The following is a 25735-nucleotide window of genomic DNA, read 5'->3' as shown; positions in this document are numbered from 1 at the left end:
TCTATATACCCATTCGCCCAGCCGGAATACCCGGAGAGAACAGGTCACTTGATGTTTCAGTCACCAGGATAAAGACACATCCCGGCAGAGCGAAACAATAGCCATGAGTAAGGCTGCCGTATACCCTCAACGGTACGTGAGCCGAGAATCGGCTACGTCCGAGAATGGGACCGGTTCAAGGAGCTGATCAAACCCAGGCATCGCCGAGGCTAAAACCGTGCCCGCCGGAATTAAACCAGCACACGGATGCCAGACACCAGACTGCAGAGGAATCCAGGGAGCCAGCTCTCAATCAACCCGCCTAATCCATTATGAAGGGCCGGGCATCATAAGGCGGCTGAAACCGGCGATCCCTCCAGAAGAATTCATAATCGTGGTCATTGATGGGGCGGACGACCTTGCAGGGATGGCCGTAGGCGACCACGTCGGAAGGGATGTCCTTGGTGACCAGGGATCCTGCCCCGATGACCGTGTTGTCTCCGATGGTCACTCCCGGCATGATGATGGCGTCTGCTCCGATCCACACATTCCTGCCAATGCTGACCGGAACCGTGAACTGGGGCGTTCCATAGGCACGTATATCGGGGCGAATGGTGTGCCCGGTGGTGACGATGGTGACGTTTGGTCCGAACATGGTGTGGTCGCCTATGTCAATGCGTCCATCGTCAACCAGAACCAGGTTGAAGTTGGCATAGCATTTGCTTCCCCAGTAGGTGTTGCAGGCCCAGTTGGCCCGCACCGGTCCCTCAATCCAACTGCCTTGGCCAAACGAACCGAACATCTGCCTGCAGAGGTCCTGCTTCTTTTCCACCTGGCTGGGACGACAGGCGTTGAATTCAAAGACCAGATCCTGCTGGGCGTCCTGGACCTGCTTCATTTCGGGTGTATCGGCAATGTATATCTGGTCGGTATCCAGCAGAGCCTTGATCTCTTCGCGGCTAGTCATGGGAACCCCCCTATTTCCTTGATCTTCGTGGTTCAGCAATTCCAAGGCCGACGCGTTGGCTCCAAACACCGGCCTCGGCCTAGCGGCTACAGGCTCTCCAGAACCTTCTCCTCGTCCTGGACGGGTGCTGCCTGCCCCGCATCCAGACCGGTCGCCTCCGTTGCTTGGAAGCCGTCGTCGGCTTTATGGTCCTGGCTGAGCTTTTGCTGGTCGCCCGGCTTCTTGGCAGCGGCGATCATCAGCTTGATCCTGTTGAGCTGGTTGGCCTCCGAGGCGCCGGGATCGTAGTCAATCGAGACAATGTTGGCCTCCGGGTAGGTCCTGCGTATTTTGCCGAACATGCCACGTCCAGTCACATGGTTGGGCAGGCAGGCGAAGGGCTGTGCGCAGACGATGTTGGGAGCACCGGACTGAATAAGCTCGATGATCTCTCCAGTCAGGAGCCAGCCCTCTCCGGCTTGAACACCCAAGGAGGTGACCGAAGCGGCCTTCTCCCTCAGATCGCTGATGTGGGCGGGAATATCGAACTTCCCATGGGAAGCCTTGAAGCCGGCAATCATCGGGGCACGGTAGACATCCGCAGCCTTGAGGACAATCTTCTTGACACCCACCTGGCCGCCTGTACCCAGCATCTCTTCATTCCATTCGGCGTTGGAGATGCCGTTGACCATGAAGTCGCAGACACCGGGGAGCACGGCCTCGCAGCCCTGGCTCTCAATCAGGTCAACCACGTGGTTGTTGGCATCGGGATGGTACTTGACCAGAATCTCCCCTACTACGCCCACCCGGGGCTTGCGGGGAATATTGCGCAGCGGCAGCTGGTCGAAGGCCCGGATCATCCGCTTCATCAGCGTGCCATAGGGCAGATAGCCGTGGCCGTACACCTTCTTGGCAGTCTTGGAGTACCCGTGGTGCTCGATGGTCTCCTTGCAGATCGTGTCCCAGAGCTTGTAGAGCTTGTTGGCTGATCCGGGCTCCTGCTCGTAGGGGCGAACCCTGAGCAGGCACTCGATCATGGCATCGCCCAGGTAGAAGGCCTTGACGGCGCGGTGCAGCAGGGCTGGGGTTACCTGAAGACCAGGGTTGGCCCGGAATCCCTGGACGCTCAGCGTAATGATCGGGACGTAGCCATAGCCCGCATCAGCCATGGCCTTGCGCAGAAGGCCATAGTAGTTGGTGGCCCTGCACATGCCGCCGGTCTGGGTGACGATTACCGCGCACTTGTGCGGGTCGAATCTGCCGGACAGGAAGGCGTTGACCAGCTGCCCCACCACGATGATGGCAGGGAAGCAGGCATCGTTGTTGACGTACTTGACGCCGGTGTTGATGTCTTCGGCCGTGGCATGCTTCAGGAGCTCGAAGTGATAGTCCGCGCTGGAGAAGACCGCCTCCAAGAGGGAGAAGTGCACAGGAGACATCTGCGGCGCTACCACTGTGTACTTGTGTCCCATCTCCTTGGTGAAGCGATGCTCAGTGGCGTACTTGGACAGGGTCGGCTTGGCAGCGGCCCCGCTAGCCTGAACATCTTTGCCCTGGTCGGCTGGATGCTCTGCCGACCTGCTTTCAGCCTCCTGCACCTTTTGCCGCGAGGCCATGGTCTCCCGGATGGGCCTGATGCCCATGGGGTGGAGGCCTATCAGACCCTGATCACTCTTGTCGTGCAAAGCCACGAACCGGGCCAGGGCCACAATGTCGGCCTTGCGCTGGGATAGGTTGATCTTCTGCGCGTTGGTGGACCGGAACCCGTCGGATTTCAGCTGGTCGGACGCATCCACACCTGCTGCTTCGATATGTCCGGCAGGCTCCTGAGAATCTTGCGGACCTTGCGAATCGGATGAATCCTCCACCTGAACCATGTCAGGCAATGGGTCAGCATCCTTGACCGCGACCTTCGCGGGCGCCTGCTCCATAGCGGCGGTTTCCTTCTGGTCTTCGCTGTCCTCCTGGTTCAGATCCCGCTGGTGGCGTTCGTCCATAGCGGCCTTCAGCGAGCGCAGACGGATCTTGGCAGCACCCAGGTTGGAGACCTCGTCGATCTTCAGCTGCGTGTAGACATCGCCCTTGTCGGCCAGAATCTCCTGGACCTGGTCAGTGGTGATGGCATCCACGCCGCATCCGAAGCTGACCAGCTGGACCAGCTGCAGGTCGGGATACTCGGAAACGAACCTGGCTGCAGAATAGAGCCTGGAGTGGTAGGCCCACTGGTCGGTCACCCTCAGAGGCATCTTCTGATGGTCGTCACCAAAGCCCGGCACGGTCTTGCGGAACTTGGCGGCCGTGGGATTGTTGGAGGCCAGGGCCCGCTCCCCCGCCGCCGGAATGATGTAGTCGCTCAGCTTGGGCAGTTTATGCACGTCCAGCTCGCAGATGGAGTCCTCGGATAGCACGGCCATTCCCAAGGAGCAGATGGTTTCGGGAATGCCGTGGTTGACCTCGGGATCCACATGATAGGGGCGTCCTGACAGAACCACGCCCTTGACTCCGTATTCCTGCATGTAGGCCAGGGCACGAAGCCCCTCCTGGCGGACGTCCTCCTTGAACCGGGCATCCTCACGGTAGGCTTCCTGGACAGCCGTCCGGGCCTCTTCCTCGCTCACCTTGGCCCAGTCGAAGACCTTGACGATCCGCTCGACCATCTTCTCCTTGTTGGACAGGTTGAAGTAAGGCCGCATGAAGCGGACGCCGTTCTCCTTGAGCTCGGCCATGTTGGCCTCGATCACCACCGGGTAGTTGGCCACGATGGGGCAGTTGTAATGGTTGTCCGTATCGGGAACCAGCTCCTGCTCATAGGTGACGCAGGGATAGAAAATGGTCTTGATGCCCTTGTCGACCAGGGAGTGAATGTGCCCATGGACCAGCTTGGCCGGGTAGCAGATGTTCTCGGAGGCGATGGACTCCATACCGCTCTCGAAGAGCTCGTGATTGGACCGCCCGGAGATCATGACCCGGAAGCCCAGTGAGGTCAGCAGGGTGAACCAGAAGGGGTAGTCCTCATACATGTTGAGCACGCGGGGAATGCCGATATCGCCCCTGGTGGCCTTGTCCGGGGTTAGACGGCGGTAGGCGAAGGCCCGCTTGTACTTGAAGTCGTAGAGGTTGGGCCTGTCGGAGCGCTTCCTGTTCTTGTCTCCGCCACGTTCGCAGCGATTCCCGGTCACGTAGCGGCCGCCGTCCTCGAATTCGGTGATGGTCAGCTTGCAGTGGTTCTGGCAGAGCTTGCAGACATCGTGGGTGGTGGTCATGGAGAGGTTATCCAGATCGTCCCCTGCCAGTATGGAGCTGACCACATGGCCGTTCTCCACTTTTAGACCAGGCAGGGTCGTCTTGAAGCCCTGGTCGTTCTTGGAGGCAACGTTGGCCGAGCCGTTTGTGCCAATCTTGTTGACGGCGGCCGGCGACAACCTTGACCTGGTGGAAGCCGGAGCCATATTAGGGGTAGTGGGCGTGCTGCCCACGGACTTTCCCCCGTCGACCACGTTCACTGAAGGGTGGGCCATCTGGGAACTGACTGCAGCAAGATCCGCGACCTCCTCATTCTGCGGGCAGTGCATGCGGGCCGTCAGCGCAGCGCCGTAGGCTCCCATGAGCCCGGCGATGTTGGGTCTGGTCACCTTGCGACCGGTCAGGAGTTCAAAGGCCCGCAAAACAGCATCATTGAGGAAGGTCCCTCCCTGGACCACGACCACCGGCCCCAGGGCGTTGGCATCACGCAGCTTGATGACCTTGTAGAGGGCGTTCCTGACCACCGAGTAACAAAGTCCTGCGGCGATATCCTCCGGGGAGGCGCCCTCCTTCTGAGCCTGCTTGACCGAGGAGTTCATGAAAACCGTGCAGCGGGAGCCCAGATCGGTCGGGGCTTCGGAAGCCAACGCCTGCTTGGTGAACTCCTGGATGCTGATACCCATGGACTGGGCGAAGGTCTGCAGGAAGGATCCGCAGCCGGCCGAGCAGGCCTCGTTGACGCAGATCGAATCGATGACCCCGTCGTTGACGGCGATGTACTTCATATCCTGCCCGCCAATGTCGATGACCGAGGTAACACCGGGGCTGATCTCCTCGGCTGCCCGGTAGTGGGCCATGGTCTCGACCACGCCCTCGTCAACGTGCAAGCCGGCCTTGACCAGGCCCTCACCATATCCGGTAGCGCAGGCACGGGCGATATAGGCACCCTCCGGCAGGGACTTCCTGACCTCCTTGACGATGTTGGCGGCGGCGATCAGCGGACTGTCCTTATGCACTCCGTAGGTGGACCAGACGATGGTCTTGTCGTCGTTGATCAGCACGGCCTTGATGGTGGTGCTGCCTGCATCAATGCCCAGGAAGTGTGGCCCCTTGGCCCCAGACAGGTCCCCGGTGGGGATGATCTCGGCACCATGCCGGTCGTTGAACTCCTTGCGCTCGTCTTCGTTCAGGAAGAGCGGGCGTATCGTTCTGGCCGTGGATGGCATGTTCTCCAGGCCCTTCAGGGCTGAGAGGACGCCATCCAGCGATGTCAGATCAAAGTTCATCTCTTGATTTTGGATGGCATTTTTGGCGGTTTCTGTCGCCGGAACCTTATTCTCACCGTCCACCAAGGTAGTGGTGCGGCCGTCCTGCATGGCATCCTGCAGAGCCATCTTGTCCAGGCTCGAAGCCTTTTCGGACCGCGCCTTGTCGACCTCCGCCTGGTCCAGCCCCCAAGCCGGACCGAAGGGGTCGTTCACATCGGTTTCTGGCGAGTAGTCGGTCTTGACCTGCGCTGCATTATCCTGGTCGTCCTGCTCCTGACGACCAGCCATGACGGCAGCGCCATAGGCCACATAGAGGTGTGCGTTCTCAGGGATGATATAGCGGCTGACCCTATCCTGGAGGATCCGCTTAAAGGCCTCCCTGAGCTCGCTCATGAAGAAGAGGGGCCCACCCAAGAAGATTACGTTGCCGCGGATGGGACGTCCGCAGGCCAGCCCGGATATAGTCTGTGTGGCAACGGCGTTGAAGATTGACGCGGCCAGGTCCTCCTTGGCGGCTCCGTCGTTGATCAGGGGCTGGAGGTCGGACTTGGCGAAGACCCCACAGCGCGAGGCTATGGGGTAAATGGTCTTGTACTTGGAGGCCATATCATTCAAGCCTGAAGCATCGGTATTGAGCAGGGTGGCCATCTGATCGATGAAAGCACCAGTCCCGCCCGCGCAGGACCCGTTCATCCGCTGCTCCGGAGTGGGCTTCAGATAGGTGATCTTGGCATCCTCGCCGCCCAGTTCGATGATCACATCCCCCTCGGGATAGGTGGCGTTGATGGCCTCGGTCTCGGCAATGACCTCCTGGGCAAACTCGGCCTGAAGCTGGCTTGCCAGCTCCAACCCGCCCGAGCCGGTGATTACCAGGCTGATGGGATTGCCGGCCAGACCAACCCGTGATAGGGAGAGCTTAATATCCGTGACCAGTTCCGCCACGCACTGCCGTACATTGGCATGATGGCGGCGATAGTCGCTGAAAAGCGCCTGATCCAGCCTGTCCCCTGTGCCAAGAACCACGGCCTTGACTGTGGTGGAACCGATGTCCAAACCCACACGCAGGAGATCCCGCGGTCCTGTGCCCTTATATCGACCCGCTATGTCGACGCCATCAGACATGAAACAACCTCAATCCGTGAGACCGCCGCATGATGGGGTTGAAAAGCAGACACCACATCATATCCGGCTTGCTTTATTTATGCTACCGCCAGAGCGTGAATAACTTTTGCAATATCGGGGAATCAAGACTGTCACCTTTGACACAGTCGCCAGCAAAAATGCTGCCGGTACAGGCAAACCATAGACTAGTGCAGCTGCATCAAAGCGTTGGTTGCAACCTTTGCCCTCCACGCTTCCGCCTCAGTCCCAGCCTCCTTGCAAGTGGGAAAATGCCGCTGTGCCCTCGGCGAAATCGACTCAGGAGCAGCCGGCAGAGGGCCTGTAGAGGACTTGCAGAGTATATGGAATTGTCCCCGTATTGAGAGACCCTGAAAGAACGTTTCCTTCTCCGACCAACCCGAATACCGCCTTGTACAGGCTATGCCAGATGAGTTGGTCGGGCTGGAGGAATCGAAGGTCAGGAGGCATCAGGTGCGAGCATACATGGGTTCAAGCATGCAGGGATCAATGGGCGCACCTGCTGGACCAGCATCGTCAGGACTGGCCCCCAAACCCTTGGATCAGCTTCCCCGTCTGGCTCGCGATACCACCGAGGAAGACCCCTGGCCGGTCAGCGTACTCAGCCAGAAGTACCACGACGCAGTGGCCCGCTGGCCCGGAGCCTGGGTGGAGGGACAGATCGTGGAGATCAACACCCGCCGGACCGGTTCCGCATATCTGACCCTGCGCGACAACTTCGAGGATATTTCCATCAACGTCATGGGCTTTCGAGCATTCGCCGCCCAGGCCCGAGAATTCCGCCAGGGCGACCGGGTGGTGGTCCACGGAAGGCCTGACCTCTGGATCAAACAGACCCGTCTGAGTTTCATGGCCGACCGGATCAAGCGTGTAGGCACCGGCGATCTCAAAGAGCAGATCGACCAGCTTAGGCGCAAGCTCAAGGGCGAGGGCCTCTTTGACGCGGAAAACAAGGTTCCCCTGCCCGAGTTCCCCCAACGTATCGGCCTGATCTGCGCACCGAAGGCCAGAGCCGAGGGGGATGTGATCACCAACGCCCGTCTGCGCTGGCCCACTATCGAATTCTCCGTGGTGCACGCCCACGTTCAGGGTCCCCAGTGCCCGCCCGAGGTGGTCGAGGCCATCCAAAAGCTGGATGCTGATCCTGCTGTGGATGTGATCATCGTAGCCAGGGGCGGCGGCAGCTTCGAGGATCTGCTCGGATTTTCGGACGAGTCGGTAGTCCGGGCCACGGCAGCATGCGTCACCCCCATCGTCTCGGCCATCGGCCACGAGGACGACTGGACCCTTATCGATCTGGCGGCGGATCTACGCGCCTCCACCCCTACTGATGCAGCCAAGCGGGTGGTGCCCGACCTGGTCGAGCAGGAGGGAATCATCCAGGAGGCCCGAATGCGCATAAACGCGCGTATCGAAAATATGGTCCAAGGCGAGACGCGTTTGATTGAGGGATATGCCAACCGCCCCAGCCTGACCAAACCGCAGACCATGCTGGACAAGCCCCAGCGGTTGGTTGACGAATCCTTGGTTCGCCTGGACATTGCCCTGCGGCGGATCGTGGACGATGCCTCCTTGACCGTGGAGAAGCTCCAGTCCTCGCTGACCGCTCTCTCCCCCCAATCCACGCTGGACCGCGGATACGCAGTCGTGCAGGCCCTGGACGGGAAGGTGATCATCAGCCCCCAGCAGGTTCAGGCCGATCAGGATCTGACTTTGACCGTCAAAGAGGGCCGAATCGAGACCAAGGTCGTCAACGGGCAGTGACCGATTCCACGAGGTCAGTCACATATAATCGTCCGCAATAATCATCCACAGTATTGAGGAATTTGATCAACTCACCAGATAAGAAGAGGAGCAGGCATGAGCGACACCGACGAGGCGCAGACCAAGGAGCAGAGCGAGGAACAGCCGGTACTGGCTTCGGCCTTGAGCCAGAAGGAACGCGATACCATCGCCAAACTGCCCTATGAGCAGGCCCGAGACCAGCTGATCCAGGCGGTTCAAGCTCTGGAGGCCGGCGGCCTGGACCTGGATGCCTCCATGCGTCAATGGGAAATCGGCGAGGCTTTGGCCAAGCGAGCCCAGGAGCTGCTAGGCCAGGTGCGAGCCAAGCTCGATGCCGCCCAGCAGGAGCAGGCCAGCGCCGGAGCCCAGGCTGGCACACAATCCAACTTGGATGCCTGAAGTTCCCTACTCCACCATCACCGTGGCCAGCAGGGCTGCATGATCCGAACCTGCAATAGGTACGGCCTGCAGCTGATTAGCTCTGATGTCACGGTCCACCACAACATGATCGATGGCCGCCAACCTGGGCAATGGGGCCCTGTCAGCCGGCCAGGTCATGCTCATGCCATGCCCGGCCTGACGTGCCCCATCGCTGAACCGCTCCCCTAACATGTCTCGGAAGACCGCATGGTCATAAGTAGCGTTGAAATCTCCCATCAGCACGTATCGAGTGTGCTCGTGGTTTCGCAGCTTTCCCAGGTCGGACACGCTGCGTCGCCAGGCATTCCAACTGCCAGGTTGCGGCGAGGTGGTATGGACCGAGACGAATCTGACGCTGGTCTTGCCTCTGCCGAAGTCAATACTGGCCGCCGGCATCATGGAGGAGCGAGATCCCACGTCGTCCTTTGAGGGCGACTGCATTGGCGCGGCCGTCCAAAGACCGTTGGCGTATTCCTTCGAAGATGTGGAAAGCTGCTCGTGGGGCAGATAGCGGTCGATGCCGGCCTTGTGAAGACGGTCCACAAAATCCTTGCTGACCTCCTGCAGAGCCAGCACCTCAACCCGGTTGTCGCTGACAGTCTTGACTACCTGATCGGCATCGGCCTGTCCTTTGTAGACGTTCAGCGTCATGACCCGGGCCACATCGTCGTATCGGTCGGGATGCTCAAGAGCTGCGAGTTGATCAGCTTGGCCATTGAGCTCGGGTCCTTCCTGGTAGAAGGGATACTGCCAGTAGACATTCAGGGCCAAGGCGGCGATAAGCAACAAAGCCGTGAACCATCGTGAAGACATCAGAGCCAGGAGCAGGGCCAACAGACCCAAGAGGATGAACCAGGGCGTCAGAGCGGCCAGATCCGGCAAATATGGGATCGACGACAGCCATGCCGGACAGGCACGCGCCGCCAGAGCCAGCAAGCTGGCCAACGCCAGCAGCCTGGCCACCCACCCAAAGACGTGCCTCACCAGGAAGGACTGTCTGAATCTCGCCATGGTCTCCTCCAGAAAATCATCGCCGACCCGGTCCCCTTCCAAGGAACACACAGTCAGCTCGACCGTTGAGCAATTGTAAACCACGACCGTATGGCGGACGGGTATATGAACCTAACTTCTTCAGAAAGGGAACGGTGCTAGCCCGCACACCAGCGACCTGCCCAAGTCCCACTTCGTGGTACAGTAGTTTCCGTTGCCCCGGTAGCTCAGGGGATAGAGCACTTCTCTCCTAAAGAAGGTGTCGTGCGTTCGAATCGCATCCGGGGCACCCTAAAGGTTCAGGCTTAAGGAAGTACTTGGCCTTGCTCTTCGCAACCATTTCCCAACCCTAAGACTTCCCATATTCTGGCGCATCGCCAACGGGTATCCCCCGCTACTAGCTTCCGCACATGTACATTGGAGGAGGTTTCGGTACCGTTAGTCGAGCTTATACGCGGTCCGGCTGATACAGCTGCCGGGTATGCTTCGAAGTCAGAGCAGTCGATGAGGTCATGTCTGACTAACACCATGTGCTGATCACTGCGCTCGTTTGACCATTACCAGCCCAAGGCGAGGGGCGTTACAGGTCAGGGACGTCCATCTGAGGATGGCATATCGTCCCTGTTATCCCAATGCTCAGCCTGCAATACATGCTGCCTGTTCCACTTGGCCAAGTGGCGAATGATTGTCTGATCGCTGTTGAGATAATAAGCGGCCAGCTCCCGGTTGAACCAGGTCCTGTCCTTATCACTGGTGGGCACAGTGAGCGGATGCCGGCCGCCATGCACGATCAGCAGCCCATTGCCAGCGAGCAGCGCAGTCCTCTTATTGCCGTCGCCAAATGGCTGCATCTTGGCCAGTCCGGCAAAAAGACGCACCGCATCTTCCAGGATGTCTTCTCCAGTTGCTCCCCCAACGGTGCTTTTTATCAGGGATGCAATGGTGGCAGAATCAGGCACGGGTGGCTCGTACCTCCCCAAAGGGGTGCTGACCATGACGGGGGTGCGTTCGTCGCGCAGCTTGCCTGGTTCCATGGCAGCAGTCCTTGTCAACTGCGCGTTGATGGACTTCACGTAGACCAGGTCGATCGGCTCGCGAGCATAGTCGTAGTGCAGGGTGTAGTCCGCAGCCTGCCGCAAATCTAGCAGAAGGTTGTAGTCGGCCTTGGAATTGACGACCTGGGGATTGCCGGTGCGCAGGAACTCCTCAGTGGCCATGAAAGTCGACTGCAGCCCATCAAAGGTGCGGCCCATGGAGTACAGGAGCCCGGCAAGTTGTTTGGTGCTCAGCGATCCGTACTCGCACATGTGCGTTTCCTTCCGTTCCTGTTCTGCTTAGATTCTCTCATGCCAGCCGTATTCTGCATCAGCTGTTCTCGCCCGGCTTCCGACCGACCAGCCGCAAAGAGCTCAACTCCAGTGGGCAAATCCTCAATGCGGCGGCGACACTTACTATGTCCAGGAACCAGTCGCTCGAACATGTTTGCCGGATTCTTGCTCATGGTATTCACGTGTTCCTCTTTCCTGTTGCGTCGTGCTGCTTATCGAGCATCCCATTTTCAGGTGTCACGTATACAAGACAAGGAAACCGAAAAGTTCATTGTCGAGAGGGCTTACATCCCCCTTCCCGTGCCTGGACTTGTAGCACTCTGTGTCCTGCACAACGCTTTCAAAAGAATCCAGGGGGGGGGGGGCTTGCATGGCGTGGTAGCCGATAAGATGTTGTATCCCATAGTTCATGACACAGCATCGATAGACTTGTTGACACCATAGCAGAACCTGATATTTGGACCATAACGCAATCGATAGTTGGGAAAGACTCAACTCAAAGTTAAAAATACTATTGCAGTATTCGCATCACTCCTGGACACCCCGTATTTGCCAACGTCATGGATATTGAGGATAATAAAAAAGTTGCATATTCGCGCATGACTAACAAATCTGCACGAATCTGCACTTGAAAACCTGTTTTGAACCTTGACCGGCTCGATCATTGTCGATAAGCCTCATCCGAAAGGAACGCCATGTCTCATCAAATGCACCAGAACGAGGATGTAGAGGATAATCTCCTCAACTGGAATGACAGGGCAGTTGTGCATGCCAACGGTGGCTATGGAGACCTTGACGCTTTTGCGGATGATCCATCGGCCCTGTCGTCAGTAACCCTGCGCGATCTGGAGGTTTTGAAGCCCCATCTGCCAGAACACAGCATCAAAGGGTTGCACCTTTTGCATCTGCAATGCCATATAGGCTCTGATACCATCTCATGGTGGCGTTTGGGAGCACGAGACGTATATGGACTGGATTTCTCTCCCACCTCGCTGGATTATGCCAGGAAGCTATCTGAACGGGCCGGAGCATCCATAACCTATGTTCAAAGCGATGCTCGATGCGCTGCCGATGCCATGCCTGATCAGAAAGGCTCGTTCGATGTAATCGTCACCAGCTGCGGAACCATCACCTGGCTTCCCGATCTGAAGGACTGGGCTCGTTCAATCGCCTCCCTGCTAGCAGACGGAGGAATATTCATGATCCGCGACAACCATCCCCTGCTTTTCGCCTTGAACAACGAGGGCATGTCGATAGTTCAAGATTATTTTGGCGGAACAGAAACGACCTACGAGACGGATCAAAGCTACACGTCAGCAACCGACTCGCTCGAGGATGGGACAAAACCCCAAATTACCCATACCACCAATCACAATTGGGCTCATGACTTCCAGGAAATAAGCAGCGCTCTTCTGGATGCCGGACTGACTATAGAGGCCATCGGCGAGCATAATGTGGACGACTGGCAGTCACTGCCAATGCTTGAGTACAGCCCAGAACTGCAGGGATGGATCATGCCCCACAATCAGCCTCAAATCCCCCTGACCTTCTCGATGGTAGCTAGAAAGAAAGCCTGACTGAGCAAGTACGAGCGTGGTTTTGCTGAGACATGGCCTGACTTGGCCCGGCGGCCTGCCCGGCAGATTGGCTGCTGTTAATTCCGTTGCAGCATAAATTGCGCAACGGAATTAACAGCAGCATTCCATACCGAATTACGATAAGGCATTATCGTTCACTTTCAACCTGCCTATGTCGAGGGACAGATCCGTGGAAGGCCGGGCTGTAAGAATGGGTAAAACGCGCATTTTAGAAATGCGATTATACAGGTAAGCTGCTGGAGCCAACAGCCCAATGACTCCCGTCAGTCACCCGCCCTGCTTGAGTCTGCGATACTTCATGGGCGTCATGCCCGTGCTCTTCTTAAAAGAGACACACAGTGAGGATTCGGATGTGAAACCGCACTGCTGACAAATCTGTCGTATGGACATTCCGGTGTTTACCAGCAAATACTGCACCGCATGGATCCGGGAATCCACCAGGTAGGCATGCGGCGTGATGCCTGTTTCCTGCTTGAACAATCGAATGAAGTGGTACTCGCTCAGAAAGACTCGTTTGGCCAGCTCGGAGACGGTGAGCGGCTCATACAAGTGGGAGGACACATAGGCAATCGTGTCCTCAACCACCTCCTCCTGTTTTCGTTTGAAGGAGCGCGGCTGCTCATCGGCAAACTCGGTGAGCAGGTCGGTGATGTATTTGGACATCCTCGCTTCCGAATAACCGTTTTCCGACGTCATCAAAGAGGTAATGGTCCGCATTTGCTCCAAGGCGTAGGTCTCGGAGGAGAGCATGAAGACATTGCCCAGCTTCCTGATGATGTAGTCGTAGTAGGGCCGAGCCATGATGCCGTCGAAGTGGAGCCATTGAGCGGTCGTTGGGACATCGGTACCATACGCATGGTGCGCATAGCAATTGACCAACGCAAACCGGCCTTCCTCAGCTACGAACGAGCCTTCAGGCAGATTCAGCGTCAGCCTGCCGCTATCGATATGAATGATCAGATAACTGTCAAATGATCGCCGCTCCAGCCTATAACCGGGTTCATAGGAGAATTTGCCCACCCGTAGCGGATAGAAAAAGGTCGTGCGCGCGATGGCTGAAGGAGTGTGAATCAAAAAGTCAGAAGCATTGACATCGATGCCGTGCTCAGCAGGCTTCGCCACGATGCACCCTCCTTTCCGCACGAATCACGACAGTTGCTCCTGACGACCTCTAAACGAACTCAAGACTAAGCAAACAACCGTTGGCTTCGACCTTACGCATGGAGCCAGGAGACAATACATACATCAGCCTTGGAGCTTTATCCTTGCCGATACGGCAATGCCGTTGTCTCATACTCAAACAATACAAGGCAATGGCAAAGCTCCCATTTACTTTAAGAAGATCAGTGTACGTTGAAGCCCTGTTGCTGACTACATTCCTTAAGGTGCTTCTGCCAGACATCCACACCTTGTTTCAGAGTGATCTTCTTGCCGGTGTAGTCAGAATAGATGTCAACAGCGAATACGGTCCGCGCATAGACCTCGAAGGGCACAGTGGCGTGACCAGCGATCACATCGCTTGCCGCCCTGGCACCGGCCCGACGACGGCTGTTGAAATACTGATCATTTGGGTAACGGTGCTGAATGCAGCATGGATCCTACAAGCCTGCCACCGCTCAAATAAGGAGCAACAGCTATCGAGACTTCAAAACTGCAGATGAATTGCACTTGACCTCCGTCCGCAGAAGTTACCACCCGACAGAATTTCGCAAATCTCAGGAACAAACGCAAGGATTCCGAGGGCTACGTCGACAACCTATACACGCTTGTCGATACCCGGGAGATTATTCATTATGTAGCCAACAATCTGACCGAGAAGAACATTTGAGCTCGTTGGCGCCCTGGAGATTCTGCTGATACTGGCCACTCTGCGCCACTCTCAGAAACCGCAGCGTGCTTGAGGGATGGCGGCCTTCAGTCCACGTCCAGGAAAACCCTCATCTCGTTTTCGCCACGGTTGGACCAGGCGAAATAGGGAATCAGGGTGGCTGTGGTCGGCATACGACGGACCGGTTGCCATTGACGGTAGAGCGGAGCAGTATCAGCTCCCTCTGCAGGCTCCCGCCAGGCGGGCACCTGCAGTCTGACCATGCTGCGGCTGACTGTGTCGACATGGCCTTCGGCCTGAGGATCGTCAAGATATGCCCCAGCCTGGAAGATGAAGGGCTCGACCTTCACACGGCTTGCATCACCCGACAAGGCGCTGCCGTCCAGATGCAACAGGTGCAGGTTGGCCCCATTGTCCCTTTCCTCGGCGCAGTAGACCATAGGTCCCCTGGTCACCGCCACCTTGCCCGCATCCTGACTGACCAGAGGATTGGCGGCAGCGACACGCACTGGCATGTCGAAGTCGATGTCGATCCAATCGCCCTGCTTCCAGGGACCGGAAAGATAGAGGTACCCCTGTTCCACACGTCGACTGATGACAGCCGAGGAACCTTGGCCTGTGTGAACCGTCACCGCATCGGCGGCTGCATCGCCGCCAGCCCAGGAAGGCAGACGGAGAGCCAGGGTGGTCTGGCCATCACCGGAAGCCTCGACCTTTAGGCGGATTCGGCCCTTCCAAGGCAGTTCCGATTGCACCCGTAGTTCGATTGACCCCTCTCCCAGGTCCGCCTGGATCCTACCTCCGATGTAGAGGTGCACAAAGAGCGTGGACCCATCCTCGGCCAAGGTGTATGCGTAATCCTGCACCGATTCGACCAGCCGTGCCAGGTTGGGCGGGCAGCAGGCGCAACCGAACCACCGTTTGCGCACGATGGGCACGTAGCTGTAGCGGGGATTCTTGTTCCGCTTGGTCTGCGGCCTGACCTCGAGGGGATTGCCATAGAAGAAGCTCTTGCCATCCATGGCCATGCCGTCAAGCACTGTGTTATAGAGGGCCAGCTCCATCACGTCGGCATATTCGGACCTGGGATCCAACTGCAGCATTCTCCGCGCAAAGAAGACCATGGCCACAGAGGCGCAGGTCTCACAATATCCGGTGTCGTTGGGCAGGTCATAGGCATAGGAGTGCGATTCGGCATCAGCATCGGCGCCCACCCCTCCCGTGACGTAGAGTTTCTTGTCAACGATGTCACGCCAGAGGGCATGCACCGCCTCATTCAGTGCAGGATCCTCGGTCAGCCGGGCCACATCGGCAGCTCCGGCGTACAGATACCCGGCCCTGACCGCATGACCCACGGCTTGACGTTGCTGAGCCACCGGCTCATGGGCCTGGTAGTAGGCATAGGGTGCTGGCCTGCTGTCGTCGACAGTGAAGTCGGCATGCTCATAGGCTGCCCTCTGCCGATCCTCCTGCTCGAAATAGAGGGGGCTTGTTCCCCGCTGATTAACAAAGTAGGCCGCCAGATCCAAATATCGCTTGATTCCGGTGGTCTCGTACAGGCGGATCAGAGCCATCTCGGCAATCTCATGACCCGGATAGCCATGTAGCTGATTGTCGCCCGGCCCGAAGGTCGCGGCTACATAGTCGGCGAACCGCTCGGCCGCATGCAAAAGCTTGGTCTTGCCCGTGCCCTGGTAATAGGCGATGGCGCCTTCAATCAGATGGCCCAGGCAGTAGAGCTCATGATGATCCTTGAGATTGGTGAAGTGCCGGTTCATCCCGTTGAGGATGTAGTAGGTATCCAGGTATCCGCTGTCCAGCTGGGCCGCACAGACGATGTCGATGGCCCCGTCGGCCAGCCGCTCCAGCTCGGCATCCGGATGATGCGCCAGCGAGTACCCCACGGCCTCCACCCATTTGGAGAAGTCGGTGTCCTGGAAAACGTAACCATAGAACTTGTCCGGATCGGGATGATCCGGGTCTTCCGGCAGGCAGTGGAATCCCTGATTGGTGTAAGTCGGCGGCTGGAAGTCTCCGCTCCCCTCCTGCCCATTCAGCCTCTTGTTGAGCGCGGCGGCGGCGCGGAAGTTGTGCATACAGTAGCTGGGCGAAGCACCAGGCACCTGGTCGTTGAGCGCCCTCCATTGGTAGGGCAGGACCGCTGTTCTAACCAGCTCCTGTTCGGCCGACCAGAAGGGGTCGTCGACACTGGCCTGGCTGATCTCAATAGGCCGGCTCATATTGAATTGCTGACTCATGCTGCCATCTGCCTTTCTATGTGACGGCTGAAGACGGTCAGCACCAGCGCAACGGCCACCAAGGCCACCGCAACGATGGGGAAGAGATAGACCTGCTGGTCGGCCGTCTGGAAGAATTTGAAGAAGATGATGGCAATGGCATTGCCGATGGCTGCAGTCTGGTTCCATGCCGTCTGTAGCTGGGTCTCATAGGATTCAGGAGAAAGTCCCGAGACCAGTGAACTGCCGATCGGACCCACAAGCTGGTCAGACAGGGCCATGAAGGCGTAGTAGATGAGCACCCACCAAAGGGAGTAGCCGGAGGATCCGCTTCCGCCCAGAATCAGAGAGGGTATGGTCAGCGTGAAGAAGGCCAGAGCCGTGACCAGCAACCCCATACCATACTTATAGGTGGTCCGGATTGCTCCGGCACGAGTCTTGGTCCACAGGAAGATGAAGATGGGGCCGGCTATCAGATCCATGACCATGTAGATGACCTGGAGTGAACCCGGGGCGATGGTGATGCCGAAGATCACCCGGTTGACCTTCTTGTCCAGGAAGATGGCAATGGCGCTGGTCAGCAGGGTGGCGCCCAGGGCCATGACAATCTGAGCGAAGAAGAACCAGAGAAAGGCCCGAAGGTGGGTGTGATCACGGACAGTCAGGTCCTTTTTGGTGAACAGGTTGACCAGGAAGCAGATGGGCACTACGAAGGCGAAGGTGGTGACGGCGTTGATGATGGCATTCAGGTTGAAATGCTTGGTCAGCACCAGGGCGGCGATGACCAGAGCCAGCACAACCAACCCGATGACCAGACCCTTGAGTATCCGCTGGCGCTCCCGGGCCGACAGGGGCTTGATGGGAGCCTCACCCAGGGGTCCGAAGAACCGATACTGGGTGAAGAAGATGGCCGCGCCGTATAGCAGTGCGAAGACCCCTGCCACAGCGAAGCCGATATGGTAGTTGCTCAGACCGATCTGGCCAACCACGACCGGGGTGATGATCCCAGCCACCGTGTTGGCGAACTGGTGGATGGTGAAGGCCGCGTCGCGCCTGCGAGCGTCCTCCTTGCGGTAGAGCTGCCCGGTCAGGGAGGCGTTGGACATACCCATGATGGGCATGGACAGCAGCACCAGGGCGATGTAGGCCATGGTCTGCCCGAAGACCTGACTGGTCGGCGGTATAGCCAGGATGAAGAAGGCTATGGCCTTGAGCAGGTTGCCTAGGATCAGTGCCTTACGCATTCCCAGGACCCTGTCGGACAGCCAGCTACCCACGATATTGAGCAGTCCGTTGGCCGCACCCATGGCCGCGATCATCAGAGCCGCATCCCCTTGGGAGAACCCCAGCCCCTTGGAGAAGGGGGTGTAGAGGTAGTAGATCATCAGGGCGTAGAAGGCGCCCCAGGCGGCCGAGTTGCAGAAATTGCCCAGAGCCAGGGTCCCGATGGCACGAGGGTGTCCGAAGAAACCCTTGTCGTCCCTGACCTCTTCCAAGGTGCTCTCCGTGTGTTTCATGATTGCATCGCTCCCGGAATGGTGGTGAATTTATAGAAAAGGTGGATGATTTTGAGGTATAGATTCTTTACAGCCACCTGGGTCACCGACCCCTGCGCTGGTATGGTCCGGTCTGCCACAGTCGTTCCGTCTCCTTCTGACTTGCTTAGGCCCCACTGCCTATGCTGACTTCAATGGTAACGGGGGTGCATTTCGTGTCTGGTGGCTTAGAATTCACAATACGTGGAGCATTTTTACCGATTCTTCCCGATGAGAGGTCGACTTTCATGACATTGTTCTATGACCAGGAAAGCCATCCCCAGCCCGAGCTGGTCTCTGCCGGCACCTTCATCGGCGACCCGGGCTGGCAGCACAGCAGACGCATCATCAGCACCTTCGAAATCATCTGCAACATCCAAGGCTTGCTGCCCCTGCAGATTGGCGACACACGCTACATGGTCGGGCCCGGCACCTTCCTGATCGTCCCGCCCGAACTGGAGCACAAGGGATTCCGCACCATCACCGAAAGCCTGAAGTTCGATTGGATGCATTTCAGTCTGCCCGGCCTGACCCCAGTCGAGGGCACTGGCGATGACCCCATTGTTGATGAGACTTCGAGCATCCTCCTGCCTGCCTACAGTGAGAATCTGCTCATGGATCGAATCACCGTCATCACCAACCAACTGCTGGACGTCTGCCAGATGCACGGCGACCAACGCTATCTGAACGCCATCCTGGCCTGTGTGCTCTACGAGGTGACTATGCAGACCAGGCAGCTGCTGCACACCCAATCCATGAATCTGCACGAGCTGCAGCCGGTGCGCGACTGGATCCGCATCCACGCTCTGGGACCCATCAGCCTGGGGCAGATCGCCGACTACTTCAACTACAACAAGAGCTACCTGTCTCGCAAATACCGGCAGAAGTTCGGCATCACCATTTCCCAGGAGATCGAACGCTTCCGCATGGAGGCGGCCAAGTCGCTGCTGGTGGAGACCGACGACACAGTGGAAAGCATCGGGGCCATCGTCGGTTACAAGGACGACAAATACTTCATGAAGGTGTTCAAACGCAGCACCGGCATCAGCCCCACACGCTACCGCAGAACCTTTCATCAGCGCCACTTCAACTCCCACTGAAGCCGACCACAGGGTCGAGCGAAGGGAACAATAGGTGGTTTTTATTGACTCAATCCTCCCCGCCAAAGAGGTTTCGCCCATAAGTCCCATAGGATGAAAACAACAAGGTGATTCCGCAATGAAGGGAGATCCCCAATGCCTCATACCAATCCACCCCGGGTGATTTTCAGCCAGATGATCGATTCTCGACGCATCGAACTCTACTGGGATCAGGAGGTGAAAGGAGCCGCCGATCCCCGGCATTTCCGCCTTTCCCTGGACGAGCATCCTCTGCCACTGATGGAGAGGACCGACGTGGAGTGGAACCTGCTCAACGTCTATGAACCCATCAAAAAACGGTCCACGCTGATCACCAGGGAACCCTTGGATTTCACTGTCCTGGGACGCCTGACCATACGTGCGGACGCGGCCATCGTCAACCGACAAGGCCAGCATGCCGACCCGGAGGTCGAGATCGTGGTCAACAACTGGCACTATCAATACACCCAGTTCACCAACTGCCGCTGTGGCATCCCCATCGAATCATCGGACGACGTCAAGCACCACACCCGGCTGCTGGCGGCCGACCTGATCGACACCATGCTGTCCGCATCGCCGCAGGTAGCCAAGACCATGATCGCCGAGGGCGCCAGGGTCGCCATCTATGGGCTGCACGAGGACGTCTATGACATACCCGAGCATCGCGGCGGCGCCCAGATCATGGATCGGCCGGTGGAAGGCTATGGAGGCATGATCGGCGACCCGATCACTTCCATCTCCGCCGCCAACATCGAACGCATCACCGAGGGCGTGCATCAGACCCGCTACCCCAATGAGTCCATACTGGCCCATGAATTCGGCCACGCCATCCACCTGCTGGGCGTCAACCGCCTGGAGGACCAGAGCCTGGCTCACCGAATCCAAGCCGCCTACAGCCATGCACAGGAGACGGGTCTCTGGCCCCACACCTACTTGATGGGCAACATCGAGGAGTACTTCGCCACCCTGACCTCCATGTGGTTCAACGTCATGGCTGAGAGCGCCGATGACAACTGGGACGGCGTCCGGGGCCCACTTAACACCAGGAACGAGCTACGCGAATACGACCCGACCGGCTACGACCTGCTGGCGGACATCTATCCGCAGACTGCACTGCCCTACCCCTGGAACACCAACCCGGTCAACCATGACTACAGCGGGCATATGGACCAGCTACCCTGAGAGCACACCCGCTGCGACTTCGGGTCTGCAGACAGTGGGAATCGCGCGTGATGCTAACCCGATTAACAGAAAGAGTGGCTGCTAACCAGGTCAATACGGCCAGCATTCGACCGCGAATGATACAAGTCGGCAAATATCGAGTCGGCAAGTATTTTGTATACTTAGAGAAAGAGATAAACTTGCTTCAGCTAATAACCGCTCTTCTGGGTTATGAGACTTAAATCTAATGAACAATGTTGTGAGCCCTCCCCTACTTGCCTAAGGAGAACTGATGAAGGAGACAAAGGCTTTTGGACAGGCAGACTTTGATCCGGCAGAGGCGCATGAGCGGGATTCCCGGGTACGCGTGGGACGGCTCACGGCATTGCCAGCCCAATTCCGCAGCAAAGCAAGAACAGCTGGGGCTATCTGGAAAAAACAAATAATCGCTCTCGTAGCAGTATTGATGAGTGTGGCCCTGTTCTCGGGTTGCCAGGGATCGAATAGGTCAGAGCCATCAGTAAAACAGGTCTCCAATTATCTTTCATCGTTGACAAAGTACAACGTTTCTGGTGACGGCAGTGTCAAAACCATTTCTGCGAACCAATCGGGAACCCTCTATGTACTGGCACAGCGAGCCGACCTCAAGCGGATTGATGCCGCGCAATGCAAGGTGAACGGGCAAGCCATGCAGCGTTCTTCTTCTGACATAAATTACCCAGCAGGTGACGGAAAGAATTTCTTCCCATTCGCACAAATCGAGATCGCGCAAGGCAACCCACACAAGCTCTCTTGCAACCAACCGAGTGGGACCAAATTGATTGCGTTGCTCGACCCGCATATCCGAAACTTATGAAGGCTGGGTCAACGAGCAATCGAGCAGCAGGAAGTTGACCGAAAGCAGCTACAAGTAAAACAGCAAACGTGCGTCCCATTCTGTCTGCTGTCCAGAGCCTCCAAAGTCGTGGAACAGTAAGCAACGAAACCCGATATTCATCAACCTTCACAACCCAAATATTGCCGTTAAGAAGCCCCAGTGCAGCTATAGCCTGAGTGCTACAAGGCCAGGTGTGATAAAGTTGTTTCAGATTGTCGGGATTGTACCTGGCCTACGGCTGGCTTGAAAGATGGGGATATCTGATAGCTTGGCCGCTGTTCCTGGGGAAGGGGATCGTAATTAGCATGCGTCGGCATTCGTACACAACAGGTAGACCAGCTATGGCCGTCAATATTCTGCTCGCCATAATCCTGCCCGCAAGCCTTATCGCAGGCAGTTTTGCCACAGCTGACACTGCTGAAAGCGAGCCTAGTGCTGCCGACACTGCCGCGCCAGCCGCACTAGGAGGCACCGGGGGGGGGGTCGTCAGACCCCTCGCGTAGCTAAGCAAAATTCCGGCATTTCCTCCAGCAAGGCAACATCGCCGGCCACACCACCAACATTCCGGTCACCGCTGACCACTCCCTCGCCCCTGAACACAACTTCCCCTCTTATACCTGCACAAAACAAACCAACCACTGCCCCTACGCCAAGCAATCCGGACAAGGCCGCCGACAGCCAGCCCCAGACACGCGCAGCCTACACAGTCGCGTTCACCGACACCGAAGGCAAAACCAACACGCCCTCCCAGAGTGTCGCCAGTGGCGGACAGGCCTCCAGGCCCGACAAGGACCCGGCCAGGGACGGCTACCTGTTCGACGGATGGTTCATCAAGGACGCCAACGGCGATCCCAAAGTCGCTTATGACTTCAGCCAGCCCGTCACCGGCAGCATCACCCTGACCGCCAAATGGACCAAGATAACTAGCTCCTGGAGCCTCAAGCCGACCTCCGGCCCAGCAGAAGGAGGCACCCGGATCACCCTGACCACGCCCACCACACCCGACATACGCTTCAGTCACATAGAAACAGGAACCTACGCTTCCCTGGCCATGGGCTCCGACGGCAACCTCTACAGCTGGGGAAACAACAGCAGCGGCGAACTGGGACGCGACACCAGCACAACGCCAGCCGACCGGCCCGGCATCGTCACCCCGCCGACAGGCGTCCGCTTCACGCAAGCCATTGCAGGAAATTTCCGATTCTTGGCCATGGGATCGGACGGCAACCTCTACAGCTGGGGCGCCAACAGTAGCGGCGAACTGGGACGCGACACCAGCACAACGCCAGCCGACCGGCCCGGCAAAGTGCCCCTGCCGGAAGGCGTCCGCTTCACGCAAGTCAGCTCTGGTAGCAGCCATACTCTGGCCATTGGATCGGACGGCAACCTCTACAGCTGGGGAGAAGACTATGACGATCAGCTGGGACGTGACACCTCCAGCGGCACGCCAGCCGACCGGCCAGGCAAAGTGCCCCTGCCGGAAGGCGTCGCAAAATACACTCAAGCCAGCGCAGGAACCTTTTGTTCCTTGGCCATCGGATCAGATGGCAACCTATACAGCTGGGGACGCAACGCCTTCGGACAGATGGGGCGCGATAGTGGCTTTGTAGATATCAAGCCAGGCAAAGTGAACCTGCCAGCAGGGGTCAGAAAATTCACGCAGGTTATCTCTGGGGGATGGTCCTCCATGGCCTTCGGTTCGGACGGCAACCTCTACAGCTGGGGAAGCAACGAAAAAGGCCAGCTAGGTCGTAACACCTTCCCAGACACGAAAGACGAAACGCCAGGCAAAGTACCCCAGCCAGCAGGCGTCACCAAATACACTCAGGTCTGGGCAGGAGATTTCCATTCTATGGCCCTGGGATCGGACGGCAACGTCTACAGCTGGGGAAGCAACAACAACGGCCAGCTAGGGAACGGCAATGTTGATGATAATTCTCATGCTAAGCCGGTCAAAGTCCTCCAATCAGCCGATGGCATTTCGAAATTCACCCAGATTAGCGCTGGAGGTGACTCTTCCCTGGGCATCGGTGCGAACGGCGAACTCTACAGCTGGGGAGACAATGAAGCTGGCCAGCTCGGCAACAGCACCACCAGCGCATCCCCGGCCACCAAACCAAGCATAGTTGCCTTTCCTGAGTCTCCCAGGCCGACCGACATCAGCTTCGGCGGGACAGCAGGCACCGGCCTGGTCGACAACAAGGACGGCACCTGGAGCATCACCACGCCCAAGCATGCAGGAGGCAAGACGGATGTGACCATATCCTGGAGCATGAACGGCCAGAGGCCCGATGCGTACCTGACCTATCGATACTTCGGTACTTACAATATCGCGTTCTCTTCCGATGGCGGCTCCTGCCCAGCACCCTCAGGCATGCCTAACGACCAGTCCGCAACAGAGGGTGAACAGGCCAAGCGCCCCTATCCAGATCCACAATCGGCCGGCTGCCAGTTTGACGGCTGGTTCCTCAAGGATGCCAACGGCGATTCCAGAATCGCCTACGACTTCAGCCAGCCCGTAACCGGCAGCATCACCCTGGTCGCACATTGGAGTCCTGCAGACAACGGTACGTGGTCAATCAACCCGGACAAGGGCAACGTACTGGGCGGCCAGCAGGTGACCATCACACCACCTAAGGCCAGTCGAGGCATCCGCTTCAACCAGATCAGCGCCGGCGGCTCACAGAACAGGGAGATGCGCGGCTTCTCGGTGGGTGTGGCCAGCGACGGGAAAGCCTACGCCTGGGGCAACAACAGATACGGGCAACTGGGAACCGGAGACAACAAGCAGCAGGACAAACCAACCGAGGTCCTCAAGCCGGACAGCGTAAAAGAAGATTTCACTTACACGCAGATCTCGGCAGGAGGCGCACACACACTGGCCATCGGCTCCGATGGCATCCTCTACAGCTGGGGACACAACGATTTCGGCCAGCTAGGCAACGGCAGCACGGACACAAGCGTCCACCCCAAGCCGATAGCCGTCATCAACCCAAGTACGGGCCAGCCGTTCCAGGCCGTCCAGGTCAGCGCTGGTGCCTGTGACTCGGTCGCCATCGATACCACGGGCAAGGTCTACAGCTGGGGAAGCGAAACCACAACCCTGGGCGACAACGTCAACACCGCAAACTCCGATTCCAAAACGAAGCCCACCCTAGTGGCCGATCCAGGCGGCACCGACCAGGGTCTGCATGCAGTCCAGGTCAGCGCCAACTGGAGCTTCATCATGGCCTTGAACGCGGATGGCAACATATACGCCTGGGGATACAACAACTGGGGGCAGTTCGGCAACGGGTCCTCGACCAACGGAACTTGGACCACTTACTCCTCCACCCCTACGCTGGTGCGCGATCCCTCGGATACCAACAAAGGACTGCAAGTCACCCGGATCAGCGCGGGCGCATGGCACGCCTTGGCCATAGGTCAGGACGGCACGGTATGGGCATGGGGAATGAATAACAACGGCCAACTCGGCTTCAGCACAGATCAGACATCGTCCAAGCAGGTGACATTGCCCAAGCAGGTGCCTAATCTCAAGGCCCAGCAGGTCAGCGCAAGCACATGGAATTCCTTGGCAATAGGTCTGGACGGCACAGCCTGGGGTTGGGGCAACAACGCCAATGGCCAGCTCGGCGACGGCACCACCAGTAAGCGGACCACGCCACGGCCGGTCTTAGCCCCTGCAAATCAGAGCGGCTCCGGCACTGGGCTCGCATCCGTACGCATCAGTGCAGGATGGGGCCATTCCGTGGCCATCGGCCAGGACGGCAAAGCCTACGCCTGGGGCGACAACCGCTACAATCAGCTTGGAACCGAGCAGAGCCTGACGCAGAGCCGCACCCCTACCCTAGTAGCCTTCAATCCGACGTTGCTAATCACTGGTGTCAAGTTTGACAAGACAGTGGTGAACACCCTGCAGCAGAATTCTAACGGGTCCGTCTCTTTTGCTACGCCTGCCCATAATCCTGGGCTGGCTGATGTGGTCGTGGACTGGACCCTGGACGACATCAGCCAGACCCAGGCGCACCTGGCCTACACCTATGAAGGCGTCCTGCCCCTGACGGGCGGCGATGGGACCGTGATCCTCCTGCTCGCCGCCGGGCTGCTGGCCGCAGCCGGGGCCGTCGCGGCCGGACGCCACCGGTGGGAAACCCGCGCCCTGCAGGCCTAGAATCTTCACCCGAGTAAGCGGCTGGGCTAAACCCCAAGTTAGCCCAGCCGAAGGGTGGCCCCGCCAATCCCCCAACACAACGGAGCCACCCATCCCCACTTTCATGCAATT

Annotated in this window: 14 protein-coding genes, 1 tRNA gene and 3 pseudogenes; 9 read left to right on the top strand and 9 right to left on the bottom strand. The window is 58.0% G+C overall.

Annotated features, from left to right (window positions below):
- Window positions 1-301 precede the first annotated feature (301 nt).
- From ACVWNW_RS07185 to ACVWNW_RS07175, 3 genes and pseudogenes are all read right to left on the bottom strand, one after another.
- Window positions 302-946 carry a sugar O-acetyltransferase gene (locus ACVWNW_RS07185; RefSeq protein WP_454481966.1) on the bottom strand — a complete coding sequence of 215 codons (645 nt, stop codon included), beginning with the start codon at window positions 944-946 and terminating at the stop codon, window positions 302-304.
- An 86-nt stretch (window positions 947-1032) separates the two neighbouring features.
- Window positions 1033-2439: pseudogene (locus tag ACVWNW_RS07180) on the bottom strand (acyl-CoA dehydratase activase-related protein); the annotation flags it as partial.
- Between the two features lie 470 nt (window positions 2440-2909).
- Window positions 2910-6501, bottom strand: a pseudogene (locus ACVWNW_RS07175) (acyl-CoA dehydratase activase-related protein); the annotation flags it as partial.
- Window positions 6502-7053: 552 nt separating this feature from the next.
- Between ACVWNW_RS07175 and xseA the strand changes: the two are divergent.
- Together xseA and ACVWNW_RS07165 are read left to right on the top strand one after the other, a co-directional pair.
- Window positions 7054-8340, top strand: a complete 1287-nt coding sequence (gene xseA, locus ACVWNW_RS07170; protein WP_461196351.1) for an exodeoxyribonuclease VII large subunit — start codon at window positions 7054-7056, stop codon at window positions 8338-8340.
- Between the two features lie 96 nt (window positions 8341-8436).
- Entirely contained in the window at window positions 8437-8760 is a 324-nt protein-coding gene (locus ACVWNW_RS07165) for an exodeoxyribonuclease VII small subunit (RefSeq protein ID WP_046322615.1), read from the top strand.
- 6 nt (window positions 8761-8766) lie between these two features.
- On the opposite strand, the gene ACVWNW_RS07160 is transcribed toward ACVWNW_RS07165, so the two are convergent.
- Window positions 8767-9792, bottom strand: coding sequence for an endonuclease/exonuclease/phosphatase family protein (locus ACVWNW_RS07160; RefSeq protein ID WP_454481961.1), 1026 nt, complete (start codon window positions 9790-9792; stop codon window positions 8767-8769).
- 195 nt (window positions 9793-9987) lie between these two features.
- On the opposite strand from ACVWNW_RS07160, the gene ACVWNW_RS07155 reads away from it, so the two are divergent.
- Window positions 9988-10060 (top strand) — tRNA-Arg (locus ACVWNW_RS07155).
- A 298-nt stretch (window positions 10061-10358) separates the two neighbouring features.
- Here the strand turns inward: ACVWNW_RS07155 and ACVWNW_RS07150 are convergent.
- Window positions 10359-11078: a Fic family protein gene (locus tag ACVWNW_RS07150; protein WP_454481959.1), complete on the bottom strand. Its 720-nt coding sequence runs from the start codon at window positions 11076-11078 to the stop codon at window positions 10359-10361.
- Window positions 11079-11794: 716 nt separating this feature from the next.
- Here ACVWNW_RS07150 and ACVWNW_RS07145 point away from each other — a divergent pair.
- Window positions 11795-12676, top strand: a complete 882-nt coding sequence (locus tag ACVWNW_RS07145) for a class I SAM-dependent methyltransferase (RefSeq protein ID WP_454481957.1) — start codon at window positions 11795-11797, stop codon at window positions 12674-12676.
- 288 nt (window positions 12677-12964) lie between these two features.
- On the opposite strand, the gene ACVWNW_RS07140 is transcribed toward ACVWNW_RS07145, so the two are convergent.
- The 4 genes from ACVWNW_RS07140 to ACVWNW_RS07125 all read right to left on the bottom strand — a co-directional run bounded on the left by ACVWNW_RS07140 (window position 12965) and on the right by ACVWNW_RS07125 (window position 18279).
- Window positions 12965-13819, bottom strand: a complete 855-nt coding sequence (locus ACVWNW_RS07140) for an AraC family transcriptional regulator (RefSeq protein ID WP_454481955.1) — start codon at window positions 13817-13819, stop codon at window positions 12965-12967.
- Between the two features lie 221 nt (window positions 13820-14040).
- Complete coding sequence (locus ACVWNW_RS07135) at window positions 14041-14211, bottom strand: hypothetical protein (protein ID WP_454481953.1); 171 nt, start codon at window positions 14209-14211, stop codon at window positions 14041-14043.
- Window positions 14212-14611: 400 nt separating this feature from the next.
- Window positions 14612-16783, bottom strand: coding sequence for a glycoside hydrolase family 127 protein (locus ACVWNW_RS07130; RefSeq protein WP_198229512.1), 2172 nt, complete (start codon window positions 16781-16783; stop codon window positions 14612-14614).
- On the bottom strand, window positions 16780-18279 hold the full coding sequence (locus ACVWNW_RS07125) for an oligopeptide:H+ symporter (RefSeq protein WP_110424991.1): 1500 nt from the start codon (window positions 18277-18279) through the stop codon (window positions 16780-16782). Before ACVWNW_RS07125 ends, ACVWNW_RS07130 begins: the two co-directional genes overlap by 4 nt.
- 266 nt (window positions 18280-18545) lie before the next feature.
- Between ACVWNW_RS07125 and ACVWNW_RS07120 the strand changes: the two genes are divergently transcribed.
- From ACVWNW_RS07120 to ACVWNW_RS07100, 5 genes and pseudogenes are all read left to right on the top strand, one after another.
- Entirely contained in the window at window positions 18546-19397 is an 852-nt protein-coding gene (locus ACVWNW_RS07120) for an AraC family transcriptional regulator (RefSeq protein ID WP_186363862.1), read from the top strand.
- 135 nt (window positions 19398-19532) lie between these two features.
- Window positions 19533-20597 carry a hypothetical protein gene (locus tag ACVWNW_RS07115; protein WP_454481950.1) on the top strand — a complete coding sequence of 355 codons (1065 nt, stop codon included), beginning with the start codon at window positions 19533-19535 and terminating at the stop codon, window positions 20595-20597.
- Between the two features lie 271 nt (window positions 20598-20868).
- Entirely contained in the window at window positions 20869-21432 is a 564-nt protein-coding gene (locus ACVWNW_RS07110; protein ID WP_454481948.1) for a hypothetical protein, read from the top strand.
- 541 nt (window positions 21433-21973) lie between these two features.
- Window positions 21974-22318: pseudogene (locus ACVWNW_RS07105) on the top strand (InlB B-repeat-containing protein); the annotation flags it as partial.
- A 186-nt stretch (window positions 22319-22504) separates the two neighbouring features.
- The gene (locus tag ACVWNW_RS07100; protein WP_454481946.1) at window positions 22505-25624 is read left to right on the top strand and encodes an RCC1 domain-containing protein; all 3120 of its coding nucleotides are present in this window, start codon (window positions 22505-22507) and stop codon (window positions 25622-25624) included.
- Window positions 25625-25735 lie beyond the last annotated feature (111 nt).

It is taken from the genome of Bifidobacterium sp. JNUCC 75 (genome assembly GCF_054819865.1).
The sequence above is the reverse complement of the archived record's forward strand: the minus strand, read 5'-3'. Positions and strand labels throughout refer to the sequence as shown.

Bases quoted from the DNA above. Each gene is read 5' to 3' on its own strand.
- ACVWNW_RS07160 (WP_454481961.1), bottom strand. From the start codon at position 9,792: ATGGCGAGATTCAGACAGTCCTTCCTGGTGAGGCACGTCTTTGGGTGG.
- ACVWNW_RS07120 (WP_186363862.1), top strand. From the start codon at position 18,546: ATGACATTGTTCTATGACCAGGAAAGCCATCCCCAGCCCGAGCTGGTC.
- ACVWNW_RS07150 (WP_454481959.1), bottom strand. From the start codon at position 11,078: ATGTGCGAGTACGGATCGCTGAGCACCAAACAACTTGCCGGGCTCCTG.
- ACVWNW_RS07185 (WP_454481966.1), bottom strand. From the start codon at position 946: ATGACTAGCCGCGAAGAGATCAAGGCTCTGCTGGATACCGACCAGATA.
- ACVWNW_RS07165 (WP_046322615.1), top strand. From the start codon at position 8,437: ATGAGCGACACCGACGAGGCGCAGACCAAGGAGCAGAGCGAGGAACAG.
- ACVWNW_RS07110 (WP_454481948.1), top strand. From the start codon at position 20,869: ATGAAGGAGACAAAGGCTTTTGGACAGGCAGACTTTGATCCGGCAGAG.
- ACVWNW_RS07100 (WP_454481946.1), top strand. From the start codon at position 22,505: ATGGGCTCCGACGGCAACCTCTACAGCTGGGGAAACAACAGCAGCGGC.
- ACVWNW_RS07125 (WP_110424991.1), bottom strand. From the start codon at position 18,279: ATGAAACACACGGAGAGCACCTTGGAAGAGGTCAGGGACGACAAGGGT.
- ACVWNW_RS07130 (WP_198229512.1), bottom strand. From the start codon at position 16,783: ATGAGTCAGCAATTCAATATGAGCCGGCCTATTGAGATCAGCCAGGCC.
- ACVWNW_RS07145 (WP_454481957.1), top strand. From the start codon at position 11,795: ATGTCTCATCAAATGCACCAGAACGAGGATGTAGAGGATAATCTCCTC.
- xseA (WP_461196351.1), top strand. From the start codon at position 7,054: ATGCAGGGATCAATGGGCGCACCTGCTGGACCAGCATCGTCAGGACTG.
- ACVWNW_RS07115 (WP_454481950.1), top strand. From the start codon at position 19,533: ATGCCTCATACCAATCCACCCCGGGTGATTTTCAGCCAGATGATCGAT.